The 15,290-nt window shown below is 64.2% G+C and carries 2 protein-coding genes (1 of these 2 only partly in view); both read left to right on the forward strand.

Annotated elements, in window-relative coordinates; genetic code table 11:
- Positions 1 to 13,781, forward strand: partial view of a non-ribosomal peptide synthase/polyketide synthase gene (locus B3N48_RS26595; RefSeq protein ID WP_296188800.1) — the 3' portion only. Its footprint begins 2,371 nt before the window's first position; only the last 13,781 of its 16,152 coding nucleotides appear in the window; the start codon falls outside the window, past its left edge; it ends in the stop codon at positions 13,779 to 13,781.
- Positions 13,774 to 15,180: an aspartate aminotransferase family protein gene (locus tag B3N48_RS26600; protein WP_296188802.1), complete on the forward strand. Its 1,407-nt coding sequence runs from the start codon at positions 13,774 to 13,776 to the stop codon at positions 15,178 to 15,180. The genes B3N48_RS26595 and B3N48_RS26600 overlap by 8 nt, the downstream gene beginning before the upstream one ends.
- Positions 15,181 to 15,290 lie beyond the last annotated feature (110 nt).

Consider the following 15,290-nt stretch of genomic DNA (forward strand, 5'->3'; position numbering starts at 1 on the left):
TGCCGAATGCGGGTCTGTTCAACCTCTATGGCCCGACCGAAGCGGCCATCGACGTGACCCATTGGACCTGCACCACCGAGCCCGGCGCGTCGGTGCCGATTGGCCGTCCGATTGCCAATTTGCAGATTCACATTTTGGACAGCCGCCTTAACCCGCAACCCATCGGCGTGCCGGGCGAGCTGTACATCGGCGGCGCCGGACTGGCGCGCGGCTATCACCAACGCCCCGGCCTCACCGCCGAGCGTTTTGTCGCCAGCCCGTTTGGCCATGGTGAGCGTCTGTATCGCACCGGTGACTTGGCGCGCTGGCGTGCCGACGGCGCCGTTGAATACCTGGGTCGTCTCGATCACCAAATCAAACTGCGTGGCCTACGGGTCGAGATTGGCGAGATTGAAGCCGCGTTGCTGGATCATCCGGCGATCAGCGAGGCCGTCGTGGTCGCCCGCCAACTCGCCACTGGCACGCAGCTGGTGGGCTACCTCGTTGCCCAAGCGTTCGATGAAGAGCAGCTGCGCACCCAACTGAAACAACGCCTGCCGGACTACATGGTGCCGGCCCATCTGGTCACGCTGGACCGCTTCCCGCTGTCGGCCAACGGCAAGCTGGACCGCAAGGCACTGCCCGAACCGCAGCTGCAACAGCGCGATTTCGAAGCGCCGCTGGACGGCGTCGAAAGCGAACTGGCCGCACTGTGGCAAGACCTGCTCGGTGTTCAGCAAGTCGGCCGTCAGGACAATTTTTTCGCGCTGGGCGGTGATTCGATTCTCAGCCTGCAAATCATCGCCCGCGCCAAGAAACGCGGCATTCAGTTGTCGCCCCGGCAGATGTTCGAGCGCCAGACCATCGCTGAACTGGCGCAGGTCGCGCAGGTGGTGAATCGTGATGAGGCCGCCGCGTTGGCGCGCATCGCCTTCAACCGCGATATTCCGCTCACGCCGATCCAGCATTGGTTTTTCGAGCAGCCCATGCGCCAACGCAGCCACTGGAACCAGTCGCTGCTGCTGACCCCGACCGAAGCGCTTGAAACGCCGGCGTTGGCCCAGGCCCTGCAAGCGCTGATCCATCATCATGACGCCCTGCGCATGAGCTTCACGCAACAGGACAACGGCCACTGGCAGCAACGCTATCGCCCTGAAGAGAATGCTGAGGGACTGCTGTGGCAGCGCGAAATCAGCGTCGCTCAGCTGACTCACGCCTGTGACGAAGCCCAGGCCAGCCTCAATCTCAAGGACGGCCCGTTGCTGCGCGCGGTGCATTTTCAATTGGCCGAAGGTGGCGAACGTCTGCTGTTGGTGGTGCATCACTTGGTGGTGGACGGTGTGTCGTGGCGCATCCTGCTGGACGACCTGCACAACGCCTACGCTCAGGCGCAGGCCGGGTTGAACATCGATCTGGGCGAGAAGGGCCTGCCGTTCCAGCGTTGGGCCAATCGCCTGCTGGATTTCGCCTACAGCGATACGGTGCTGGCGGAGGCTGACTACTGGCGCAACTTGCCGAGCGCGCCGCCACTGCCGTGCGCCAATCCTCAAGGCAAGGCGCAGCAGAGCGTCGTGCAGCAGCGACATTTGCAACTGGATGCTGCCCGAACCCAAGCGCTGCTGAATGAAGCGCCAGCGGCCTATCGCACGCAGATCAACGACTTGCTGCTCACCGCACTGACCCGCGCCCTGCAACGCTGGAGCGGCGAATCCCGTGCGTTGATCGCGCTGGAAGGCCATGGTCGCGAAGACCTGTTCGACGGCGTCGATCCCTCGCGCACCGTGGGTTGGTTCACCAGCCTGTACCCGGTCAGCCTGCACGCCCATGACAACCTCGATGAAGCGCTGAAACACACCAAGGAAACCCTGCGGGCCGTGCCCCACGGCGGCCTGGGTTACGGCCTGCTGCGTCACCTGCGTGGCGAAGCGTTGCCGTCGCTGCAAGGCTGCGTGTTGTTCAACTACATGGGGCGGGTGCAAAACAGCAGCGGTCTGTTCGATCTGGCAAGCGAAAGCGGCGGCGCCCAGCGTGCTGCCGACGCGCCGTTGGCGTGCGAGCTGTCCCTCGACGCGCAGGTGCGCGACGGCCAGTTCAGCCTGACGTGCAGCTACAGCGGCGAACGTCACGACAGCGCGTCGATTCAGCGCCTGCTCGACGCCTACGCCGTGGCGCTGAACGAGGTGATCGAACATTGCCGCCGCCACTCGGCCGTCACGCCGTCTGATTTTCCGGCACTGACGCTGGCATTGGGGCTGAACCAGGCGCAGCTGGATGCATTGCCGATTCCCCCCCGTGATATCGAGCAGCTGTACCCGCTGACGCCGATGCAACAGGGCCTGCTGTTTCACAGCGAACTCAGCGCCGTGCAGTCCGGCGACGATGCCCGCGACCTGTACATCAACCAAGTGGCGCTGGACATCGATCACCTGCCGCTGGCCCGCTTCAAATCGGCGTGGACATCGGCGGTGCAGCGTCACCCGATCCTGCGCGCCGCGTTCCTGCGCCTGAGCGGCAGCCAGCAACCGGTCCAGCTGATCCGCCGCGACGCCATGCTGGCGGTGCGCGAGCTGGATTTGCGCAGCGGCACCGAATCGCTGTCCGAGGTCCTGGCCGCCGAGCGTGAAGCGCCGTTCGACCTGCACCAGGCGCCGCTGATGCGGGTGCTGCTGGTGCGCCAGAGCGAGACCCTGTGGAAACTGGTGTGGACCTTCCACCACATCCTGCTCGACGGCTGGAGCAGTGCGGCCGTGCTGGGCGAAGTGATTCAAGCGACGATGACAGACACCGCGCCGATGCCGGCCGGGCATTACGGCGATTACGTCGAGTGGCTGCTGAGCCGCGATACCGAGCGCAGCGCGCAGTTCTGGCAGACCCATCTGGCCGGTTTCGAACAGCCGACCCTCATGGCCACAGCCTTGACCCCGCCGACCTCGACCACGGGCGAGCCATTGCCGACTCAGGTGCAGGTCAGGTCGATGGACCTCGACAGCGAGTTGCTGAACAGTGCCGCCCGCCGTCAGCACGTCACCGCCAACACCCTGATTCAAGCGGTCTGGGTGCTGCTGTTGCAGCGCTACACCGGACAAAAACGCGTGGCCTTCGGCGCCACGGTGTCGGGTCGCTCGGCCCAGGTGCCGGGCATCGAACGCATGCTCGGCCTGTTCATCAACACCCTGCCACTGGTGCAGGCGCCGGACGCACAGCAGAAGGTTGGCGACTGGCTCAATGAGCTGCAAGCGCACAACCTCGAACTGCGCGAACACGAACACACGCCGCTGTTCGAAGCCCAGCGCTTCGCCGGGCATGCCGGGCGCGACCTGTTCGACAGCCTGGTGGTGTTCGAGAACTACCCGGTGGACGCCGTGCTGCGGGACAAGCAGGCAGGAGGCGTGAACATTGGGACGGTCGAACTCAGCGACAAGACCCACTACCCGCTGAGCCTCGCGGTGGTGGCGGGCGAGCGGGCGCACATTCACGTCAACTACCACAGCAACCTGTTCAGCGCCGAACAGATCGACCGCCTGTGCGGCCATTTTCAGGCCTTGCTGGATGGCATCTGTCGCTTCCCGGACGCGTGCATCGGCGACCTGTCGATGCTCACCGCGCGCGACGTCAGCGAACTGCACGCCTGGAACACGCCGCCGTTCTCGCCATACGAGGATCGCCCGATTCACGAACTGATCGCCGATCACGCCCGTTTGCGTCCTGACAGCATCGCGCTGGTCCACGGCGAACAGCGCCTGACTTACGCCGAGTTCGACCGCCGCGCCAACCGACTGGCCCACGCCTTGCGCGCTCGTGGCATCGGCACCGAAGTGCGGGTGGCGATTGCCATGGAGCGCGGGGTCGATCTGTGGGTGTCGTTCATGGCGGTGCTGAAAGCGGGCGGGGCGTACATCCCGCTGGACCCGGACTATCCGACCGAGCGCCTGCGTTACATGCTTGAAGATGGCGGCGTGAAGCTGCTGATTTCCCATGACGCAGCCCTGAATCGCGTGCCGGTGGGCGACGTGCCGTTGCTCAATCTGGATCAGCTCGACGTCTCGGCTGAGCCGCCCACTGCGCCGGACGTTGTGATTCATCCGCAACAACTGGCCTACCTGATTTACACCTCCGGCTCGACCGGAAAGCCCAAAGGCGCGGCCATCGCCCACGGTGACATTTCGATGCACATCCAGACCATCGGCGAGCGTTACCGCTTCACCGCCGAGGACCGGAAATTCCACTTTCTGTCGATCAGCTTCGACGGCGCCCACGAAGGCTGGATGATGCCGATGTGTTACGGCGCTCGTGTTGTCCTGCGCGACCAGGAATTGTGGAGCGTGGAGCAAACCTACGACACGCTGATTCGCGAAGGCATCACGGTCGCTTCGTTCCCACCTAGCTATTTGCGTCAGCTGTCGGATTGGGCCGGTTTGCAGGGCAAGGGGCCGGGAGTAAAAACCTACTGCTTCGCCGGGGAAGCGTTCAGCCGCGAAATGCTGCATGACGTGATTCGCAACCTGCAGCCGCTGTGGATCATCAACGGCTATGGGCCGACCGAAACCGTGGTCACGCCGACGCTCTGGCTGGCCTCTGCGGAGACCGCCGATTTCACCACGGCCTACGCGCCGATTGGCGATCTGGTGGGTGACCGTCAGGGTTACGTGATGGACGCGGATCTCAACCCGCTGCCGCAAGGCATCGCCGGTGAGCTGTATCTGGGCGGCGCCGTGGCGCGAGGTTATCTGGACCGTCCGAGCGCCACGGCCGAGCGTTTCTTGCCGCACCCGTTCCGCGCCGGTGAACGCCTCTACCGCAGCGGCGATCGCGTAAGGCTGAACAGCGAAGGGCTGCTGGAGTATCTGGGCCGCATCGATCATCAGATCAAGATTCGTGGTTTCCGCATCGAAGCAGGCGAAATCGAAGCGGCGTTGAAAGGCTGCGAGGGCGTACGTGAAGCGCTGGTCATCGTCCGTGACACATCGAACGGCAAACAGCTGCTGGGTTATGTGGGCGGCAACGGCCTGAACGACGAGCAGATCAAACAGCAACTCAAGGTGACCCTGCCGGAATACATGATTCCGGCGCACATCATCGTCATGGCGCGCCTGCCGCAACTGCCTAACGGCAAACTCGACCGCAATGCGCTGCCAGACCCGCAGGTCAGTTCCAGTGACTATCAAGCGCCCCAAGGCGCGCTGGAACAGCAGCTCGCGGCGTCCTGGCGATCGCTGCTGGGGCTCGAAGCGGTGGGGCGTTTCGATCACTTCTTCGAACTCGGTGGCCACTCGCTGCTGGCGATGCAACTGATCTCCCGCCTGCGCCACGAACACAACCTGAGCGTGCCGTTGCGCGCGCTGTTCGACGCGCCGCGTCTGGTGGATTTCGCCTCGCGCATCGTTCAGCTTGAACAGCCTGAACTGCAACTTGAGCTGACGCCGCGTCACGCCAGCCGTGCGGTGCAGTCCTTTGCGCAACAGCGGCTGTGGTTCCTCGATCAACTGCAACCGGGCGGCCACGCCTACAACCTGCCGGGGGCCGTGCGCCTGCGGGGCGAATTGAACGAAGCCGCATTGCAGTCGGCGTTCGATGGGCTGACAGCGCGTCATGAAGTGCTGCGCACCCGGTTCGTCGCGGGGGACGACGTGCCTTTGCAACAGATCGAACCGGCGAGTGCGGTACCGATCGAGCATCTGGACATCCGCCACGCAGCCGATGTTGAAACCGCATTCCATGAACTGGCGCAGAGCTTCGTCAAAGGTCCCTTTGATCTGTCGCGCAGCCCGGTCTGGCGTGTGGCGCTGGTGCGGGTCGCAGCGGACGAACAACGTCTGCTGCTGTGCCTGCACCACATGATCTCTGACGGCTGGTCGGTCCGCGTGCTGTTGCAGGAATTCAGCGAGCTGTACCGCGCTGCCGTGGAACGTCGCCCGCCGCAGCTGAACCCGTTGCCGGTGCAGTACGCCGATTTCGCCGTCTGGCAACGGGAGTGGCTGGCGGCGGGCGAGGGCGAGCGGCAGCTGCGCTACTGGCGCGAGCAGTTGGGCGATGAGCACCCGGTCCTGGAATTACCCGGCGACCGGCCGCGTCCCGCGCAACAGAGCTATCAGGGTGATCGCCTGCTGTTTGGCTTCGATACCGCGTTCAGCCAGCGCCTGCGCACGTTCGCCAAGGCCGAGGGTGTCACGCCGTTCATGGCGATTCTGTCGGCGTATCAGGTGCTGTTGTATCGCCTGAGCGGGCAGAGCGATTTGCGCATCGGCGTGCCGATTGCCGGGCGTTCGCGATTGGAGGTGGAAGGCCTGATCGGCTTCTTCGTCAGCACCCAGGTGCTACGTGCCGAAGTGTCTGCCGAACTGACTTTCCACGACGTGTTGGCGCTGGCCAAGGCGACGACCCTCGGCGCCCAGGCCCATCAAGACCTGCCGTTCGAGCAACTGGTGGAAGCGCTGCAACCGGACCGCAGCCTCAGCCACAACCCGCTGTTCCAGGTCGCGTACGACCATCAGCAACGGGACTTCGAACCGCTCGCCGGTCTGCCGGGGCTGTCCGCCGAGGTGTTACCGCTGGACGATGGCAGCAGCCAGTTCGACCTGGCGCTGAACACGTGGGAGGACGTGGACGGTTCGTTGGGCGGGTCGTGGAATTACGCCACCGACTTGTTCGATCACCGCAGCGTCGAGCGTCTGCACCAGCGTTTTGTGCAGCTGTTTGATGATTTGCTGGCGCGGCCTGAGGCGGCAATAGGCGACTTTGGATTGCTGGATGCGCAGGACCGGGTGCAGTTGGTTCAGGTGAATGGCACGGCGCGGGATAGGGGTGACGAATCGTTGTTGGTTCACCGTCAGTTCGAGCGTCTGGCGCAGCTGCATCCGGAGCGTGAAGCGTTGCGTTGCGGGGATCAGGTGCTGACCTACTCGCAACTGGATCAGCGCGCCAATCAACTCGCTCATTACCTGCGCGGGCAGGGCGTGGGGCGTGAATCGCTGGTGGGCGTGGCGGCGCTGCGTTCGGTGGAAATGGTCGTCGCCTTGTACGCCGTGGTGAAGGCGGGCGCTGCGTATGTGCCGCTGGACCCCGAATACCCGGCTGATCGTTTGCGCTACATGCTGGAAGACGCGGGGATTGGCTTGTTGCTGAGCCACAACGCAGTGATCAACGAACTGCCTGTTGTGGAAGGGTTGCAGGTGCTGAATCTGAATCGCCTAGCTCTCGACGATCAACCAGCAACAGCGCCTGTTGTAGAGATTCACCCCGAGCAACTGGCCTACATGATTTACACCTCCGGTTCGACCGGCAAACCGAAAGGCGCAGGCAACACCCACGGGGCGCTGTTCAACCGCCTGGCGTGGATGCAGGACGCCTACGGTTTGGACGCCTCCGACGCTGTGCTGCAAAAAACACCGTTCAGCTTCGATGTTTCGGTATGGGAGTTCTTCTGGCCGCTGATGGTCGGTGCGCGATTGGTCATGGCCCAGCCCGGGGATCATCGCGACCCTGCGTTGCTCACCGCTTTGATCAAACAGCACACGATCACCACGCTGCACTTCGTCCCGTCGATGCTCGCCGCGTTCATGGCTCAGGACGATCTGAGCAGCTGCGAATCACTGAAACGCATCGTCTGTTCCGGCGAAGCCCTGCCTGCCGATCTGGCGCGGGAAACCCTGCAACGCCTGCCGAATGCCGGTCTGTTCAACCTCTACGGCCCAACCGAAGCGGCCATCGACGTGACCCATTGGACCTGCACCACCGAGCCCGGCGCGTCGGTGCCGGTTGGCCGTCCGATTGCCAATTTGCAGATTCACATTTTGGACAGCCGCCTTAACCCGCAACCCATCGGCGTGCCGGGCGAGTTGTACATCGGCGGCGCTGGTCTGGCGCGCGGCTATCACCAACGCCCCGGCCTGACCGCCGAGCGTTTCGTCGCCAGCCCGTTTGGCCATGGTGAGCGTTTGTATCGCACCGGTGACTTGGCGCGCTGGCGTGCGGATGGCGCCGTTGAATACCTGGGACGCCTCGACCACCAGATCAAACTGCGCGGCCTGCGGGTCGAGATTGGCGAGATTGAAGCAGCGCTGCTGGACCATCCGGCGATCAACGAAGCGGTCGTGGTCGCCCGCCAACTCGCCACTGGCACGCAGCTGGTGGGCTACCTCGTTGCCCGAGCGTTCGATGAAGAGCAGCTGCGCACCCAACTGAAACAGCGCCTGCCGGAGTACATGGTGCCGGCTTATCTCGTTACGCTGGACCGCTTCCCGCTGTCGGCCAACGGCAAGCTGGACCGCAAGGCGCTACCCGAACCGCAGCTGCAACAGCGCGATTTCGAAGCGCCGCTGAGCGGCGTCGAAAGCGAACTGGCGGAACTGTGGCAAGACCTGCTCGGCATCCCGCAGGTCGGGCGTCGGGACAACTTCTTCGAGTTGGGCGGTCACTCGTTGCTGGTGATTCAGCTGGTGGCGCAGATCCGTCGCGACCTCACGCTTGAGCTGCCATTGAGAGCGTTGTTCGAGTCGCCGGTGCTGGCCGATCTCGCGCAGTACCTCAGCACCTGCGCCGAGCAGGCCGCCATGCCCGCGTTGCTGCCCGGCAGCGACCGTGAGTTCGCGCCGCAGTCATTCGCCCAACAGCGGCTGTGGTTCCTCGCGCAACTGGAGCCGGAGAGCGCCGCGTACAACCTGCCGTGTGTGCTCAACCTGAGCGGCACGCTGAAGGTCGACGCCTTGCAGCGCAGCTTCGAGGCATTGGCGGCCCGTCACGAAAGCCTGCGCACCTGCTTCACACCGGGCCAGCAGGGCGTGCCGTTGCAGCGCATTTTGCCGATAGGACCGGTGCCTGTTGCGCGTCACGACCTGCGCGACAGCGACCAGCCTGAGGCCGATTTCGCTGAACTCGCGCACGCCTTCATGGAACAGCCGTTCGACCTCGACGCCGAGCGTGCGCCGTGGCGGGTCGGGCTGGCGCGGATCGCGGACGATCAATGGCGCTTGCTGCTGTGCATGCACCACATCGTCTCCGACGGCTGGTCGGTGCAGGTCATGCTGGACGACTTCGCGCAGCTGTACCGCGCGTTCTCCCAAGGTCTGGACGCGCAACTGCCGAGCCTTACGATTCAATACGCCGACTACGCCGCCTGGCAGCGGGACTACCTGAGCGGTCGTGAACGCGAGCGGCAGCTGAGTTGGTGGCGCGAGGCGCTGGGTGATGAGCAGCCGGTGCTGGAATTGCCGTCTGACCGTTCCCGTCCCGTCGAGCGTGACGGCAAGGGCGGGCGCCATGCCTTCGTGTTGCCGCAGGAGCTTGCCGACCGGCTGCGGCGCACGGCGAAGGCGCAGGACGCCACGCTGTTCATGCTGTTTCTGGCCTCTTTCGACACGCTGCTGTATCGCCTCAGCGGCCAGCGCGACCTGCGCATCGGCGTGCCGGTGGCGGGGCGGGCTGACTTGCAAACTCAAGGCCTGATCGGCTTCTTCGTCAACACTCTGGTGCTGCGCGCGCAGGTAAGGGGCGATCAGCCGTTCACGGAACTGCTCGCTCAGGTGAAAGACAACCTGCTGGGTGCTCATGCCCATCAGGACCTGCCGTTCGAGCAGTTGGTGGAAGCACTGCAACCGGCGCGCAGCCTGAGCGTCAACCCGCTGTTCCAGGTGAGCTACAACCACCAGCAACAGCCGGACATGTCCCGCCTGCAATTCGACGGCCTGAGCATCGAAGCGCAGCCATGGGACATCAAGGGCGCGCAGTTCGACCTGGTGCTCGGCACCTTCGAACATCAGGACGGGCGCATCAGCGGCTATCTCGACTACGCCACCGACCTGTTTGACGCCGCGACCGTGGCGCGTCTGTACGACCAACTGCTGACCGTGCTGAACGCCGTCTGCGCCGCACCGGAAACGGCCATCGGCGACTTGCCGTTGCTCAGTGAGGCCGATCTGGCCGCGCTGGATCAGTGGAACACACCGCCGTTCTCGCCGTACGTGGATCGACCGATTCACGAACTGATCGCCGATCATGCCCACTTGCGTCCTGACAGCATCGCGCTGGTCCACGGTGAACAGCGCCTGACCTTCGCCGAGTTCGACCGTCGCGCCAACCAACTGGCCCACGCCTTGCGCGCTCGTGGCATCGGCACCGAAGTGCGGGTGGCGATTGCCATGGAGCGCGGGGTCGATCTGTGGGTGTCGTTCATGGCGGTGCTGAAGGCGGGTGGCGCATACATCCCGCTGGACCCGGATTATCCGACCGAGCGCCTGCGTTACATGCTTGAAGATGGCGGCGTGAAGCTGCTGATTTCCCATGACGCAGCCCTGAATCGCGTGCCGGTGGGTGACGTGCCGTTGCTCAATCTGGATCAGCTGGACGTTTCATCGGAACCGGACACCGCGCCAAACGTCACGATCCATCCGCAACAGCTGGCTTACTTGATTTACACCTCCGGCTCGACCGGAAAGCCCAAAGGCGCGGCCATCGCCCACGGTGACATTTCGATGCATATCCAGACCATCGGCGAGCGTTACCGCTTCACCGCCGAGGACCGGAAATTCCACTTCCTGTCGATCAGCTTCGACGGCGCCCACGAAGGCTGGATGATGCCGATGTGTTACGGCGCTCGTGTTGTCCTGCGCGACCAGGAACTGTGGAGCGTGGAGCAGACCTACGACACGCTGATTCGCGAAGGCATCACGGTCGCTTCGTTCCCACCGAGCTATCTGCGTCAGCTGTCGGATTGGGCCGGTTTGCAGGGCAAGGGGCCGGGGGTGAAAACCTACTGCTTCGCTGGCGAAGCGTTCAGCCGCGAAATGCTGCATGACGTGATTCGCAACCTGCAGCCGCTGTGGATCATCAACGGCTATGGGCCGACCGAAACCGTGGTCACGCCGACGTTGTGGCTGGCCTCTGCGGAGACCGCCGATTTCACCACGGCCTACGCGCCGATTGGCGACTTGGTGGGCGACCGTCAGGGCTACGTGATGGACGCGGATTTGAACCCACTGCCGCAAGGCATCGCCGGTGAGCTGTATCTGGGCGGCGCCGTGGCGCGAGGTTATCTGGACCGTCCGGGCGCCACCGCGGAGCGTTTCTTGCCGCACCCGTTCCGCGCCGGTGAGCGCATTTACCGCAGTGGCGACCGCGTGCGCCTGAACAGCGAAGGACTGCTGGAGTATTTGGGCCGCATCGATCACCAGATCAAGATTCGTGGTTTCCGCATCGAAGCAGGCGAAATCGAAGCGGCGTTGAAGGGCTGCAAGGGCGTGCGTGAGGCGCTGGTCATCGTCCGCGACGGGGCCAGCGGCAAACAGCTACTGGGCTACGTCGGCGGCAACGCGCTGAGCGAAGACAGCCTCAAGCAGCAACTAGGCCGCACGCTGCCGGAATACATGGTGCCCGCGCACATCGTGATTCTGGAGCGTCTGCCGCAGCTGCCCAATGGCAAGCTCGACCGCAACGCGCTGCCGAACCCGCAGATCAGCAGCCACGCCTTCGAAGCGCCCCAAGGTGAGCGCGAAACGCAATTGGCGCAGGTCTGGCAGCAGCTCCTGCGCATCGACAGCGTCAGCCGCCAGGACAGCTTTTTCGAGCTGGGCGGCGATTCGATTCAGTCGCTGGCGGTGATCACCCGCTTGCGCCAAATCGGTTTGAAACTGGTGCCCAAGGACGTGTTCAGCCATCCACGGCTGAAAGACCTGGCCCTGCGGCTGACAGCGGTTGAAGCCAGCGCGCAAGTGATCGTCGATGAAACGCCAACCGGCGAGCTGCCGCTGACGCCGATTCAGGCGCATTTCTTCGAACAGCCGATGGTCAATCGCGGGCATTTCAACCAGGCGCTGCTGCTAGAGGTTCAACGCCCGGTGGAGGCGGCCGTGCTGGGCCGAGCGTTGGACGCCGTGCTGCGCCATCATGACGGGCTGAACCTGCGTTTCACTCAGCGCGACGATGGCAGCTGGCAACAGGCGTATCGCCAGACGCCGGCGAGCGGCAGCCTGTGGGTGCGCGATGTGGCCGATGACGCCGGGTTGACGGCGTTGTGTCAGGCCGCTCAACGCAGCCTCGATCTGGACAACGGGCCGCTGCTGCGACTGGTCTTGGCGCAGATGCCGCAAGGTCAACGCCTGTTGCTGGTGGCCCATCACCTCGTGGTCGATGGCGTGTCGTGGCGTGTGTTGCTGGAAGACCTGTCCCGCGCTTACGCGCAACTGGCGTCGAACAGCGACGTTCATCTCGGTCCGAAATCCAGCAGCTATCAACGCTGGGCGCAGCATCTGCTGCAAGCGGCGCAGGCCGCTGAGCGAGAAGCCGAAGTGGCGTCTTGGGTCGAGCGAATCGGGCAGGGCGAGGGCGTCTGGCCGGTGGACCACGCCGAAGGTCGCGCCACCCAGCAAGACCTCGAACAGACCGAACTGCTGCTGGATACGGAATTGACCCGCCGCCTGCTGCGCGAAGCCCCAGCGGCGCTGGAGGCGCGGGTGGATGAAATCCTGCTGGCGGCATTGGCTCAGGCCTTGGGCCGCTGGACCGGTCAATGCGAGCACCTCGTTGCACTGGAAGGGCACGGCCGTGAAGCGCTCAGCGAAGGCCTGGACGTTGGCCGCACCGTGGGTTGGTTCACCAGCCTGTTCCCGGTGCGGGTCGAGGCGGCGAGCGACATTCGGCGGACCGTCGATCAGGTGCGCGCCGTCGTGCGAGGGCTGCCGGACAAAGGCGTCGGTTTCGGCCTGCTGCGCTATTTGGGCAGCGAATCCGTGCGTCAACGACTGGCCGCCCTGCCGGAGCCGAAGGTGGTGTTCAACTACCTCGGCCAGTTCGATCAGGATTTGGGCGATGGCCGTTTCGCGCCATCGACGGTGCCTGCCGGTGACCTGATCGACCCGACTACGCCGCTCAATCGCGAGCTGGAAATCAACGGCCAGGTCTTCGCCGGGCAACTCGGGCTGACCTTCCGTTTCAGCGGTCAGCGTTATGGGCGCGAGACCATCGAGCGGCTGCAAGTGGCGTTTCGCGCCGCGCTGGTGGAGTTGCTGGATGGCCTGCCGATCAAAAACGCCTCGCCAGTCGCACAGGCCAAACCGGCGAGCAATTCTGGCACCCCGAACCCGCTGATCCGCCTGAGCAGCGGCGCCAGCGACAAGCCCGCCGTGTTCTGCGTGCACCCGGTCAGCGGCACGGTGGTCGGGTATTACGCGCTGGCGCGGCGTCTGTCGGCGCAGTGGGACGTGTGGGGGATTCAGAACCGTCAGGTGCTGGACGGCCAGTGGCGCGACACGTCCATCGAACAAATGGCCCGCGACTACGTCAAGGCGCTGTTGGAGCAGCAGCCGTCCGCGGCCTATCGCCTGATCGGCTGGTCGATGGGCGGCACGATGGTGCTGGAAATGGCCCGTCTGCTGACCCGCCTGGGCAAACGCGTGGCGTTCATCGGCCTGATCGACGGCTACGTGCCAGGCGCCGGGCAGCCGCGTCCACCAGTGCCAGAAACGGCGCCTCAATCCTTAGCTGACGGCGAGGCCGAAGGCGACGAACACTGGCAGCAGTTGCTCGGCGTCGAGCGGCACATGCGCCAGTTGGCCAACCAATGCCGGGACATCCCGACGCTCCGCGTGCCGGTGTACGCCTGGTGGGCCGAGCAGTCGCCGGAAAACAACGAAAACGCACCGGCTCTTCTGGAGCAGGGCATGGGTGGGCGCATGCAGGTTTCGGCCTGGATCGATGCCGACCACCTCTCGATCGTCCGTGATCAGTCGTTCATTACCCAATTGGCCGAGTCCCTCGCGCAGGTCAACGAGCGCCCTCAGTCCCAGGATTTTCAGGAGCAGGAATATGCATAGCCCACACAACGTCACGTCCATTGGCGAGCTGAGCCCAGAGGTCGCATTGATCAACGCCGATTACCGGTTCGCGCCCAACGCGCGACTGGCGCGGCAGGCGGCCGTGGAATCCAACGCCCGCAGTTACCCGCGGCGCATTCCGCTGGAACTCAAGCGCGCCCAGGGCATTCATGTGCAAGACAGCGAAGGGCGCTGGTTCATCGACTGCCTGGCCGGCGCAGGCACCCTTGCGTTGGGCCACAACCACCCCGAGGTGGTGCAGTCGATGCGCAACCTGCTGGACGGTCAGCGCCCGCTCCACACCCTCGACCTGATGACCGAGGCCAAGGACGACTTCATTCGCGAGCTGTACGCCTTGCTGCCGCCGGAATTCGCCAAGGACGCGCGCATTCAATTCTGCGGCCCGGCGGGCACCGACGCGGTCGAGGCGGCGCTGAAACTGGTGCGCACCGCCACCGGGCGCAGCAACCTGATGGCCTTTCATGGTGCCTACCACGGCATGACTCAGGGTGCGCTGGGCCTGATGGGTAATCTGGGGCCAAAAGCGTATCTGGACGGCATGGCCTCGAACGCGCAGTTCCTGCCATTCCCTTACGACTACCGTTGTCCGTTCGGTGTAGGCGGTGAGGCCGGGGAACGCATCGGCCTGCATTACATCCAGAACCAACTGACCGACCCGGAAAGCGGCGTGTTGCCACCGGCGGGGATGATCCTTGAAACGGTGCAGGGGGAGGGCGGTGTGGTGCCCACGTCGGCCCACTGGCTGCGGGAGATTCGTCGCATCACGCACGAGGCGGGGGTGCCGCTGATCCTCGACGAAATCCAGTGCGGCGTGGCCCGTACCGGCAAGCCGTTCGCCTTCCAGCACGCCGGTATCGTGCCCGATGTGTTGGTGCTGTCCAAGGCCATCGGCGGCAGTCAGCCGATGGCAGTGGTGGTCTATCACCAGAAGCTCGACGTCTGGAAACCCGGTTCCCACGCCGGGACTTTCCGGGGCAACCAACTGGCGATGGTGGCCGGTGCCACCACCCTGCGCATCGTGCGCGAGCAGCAACTGGATCAACACGCTGCTGCCATGGGCGAACGTTTGAGCGGTCATCTGCGTGCCTTGCAAAAAGACTTTCCGCAAATGGGCGACGTGCGCGGTATGGGCCTGATGCTCGGCGTGGAAATGGTCGACCCCGAGGGCCGTCCGGACGTGCTGGGGCGTTTTCCCCACAGCGGCGAATTGGCCTCGAAGATTCAGCGCCATTGCCTGCAACGGGGGCTAATCATTGAAGTCGGCGGCCGTCATTCCAGCGTCATCCGTTTCCTCCCGCCGCTGATCGTCACAGCGGCGCAGATCGACCAGATCGCCGAGATTTTCCGCGCCGCTGTCTCGGCCGCCATCCATACCTGATAAGTCGCGACCCTATGAGCGGAGTACCACGGGGATGGCACTTCGCTTTTATGCGGAACAACAATGGTAATGAGAACGTTTCTTTGTTACATTTTCACGCTTTTTTGACA

Source organism: Pseudomonas sp. UBA1879 (assembly GCF_002338065.1).
In the GTDB taxonomy this organism is placed as follows: Bacteria; Pseudomonadota; Gammaproteobacteria; order Pseudomonadales; family Pseudomonadaceae; genus Aquipseudomonas.

Excerpts from the sequence above, each read along its gene's own strand:
- B3N48_RS26600 (WP_296188802.1), top strand. The coding sequence starts at position 13,774 with ATGCATAGCCCACACAACGTCACGTCCATTGGCGAGCTGAGCCCAGAG.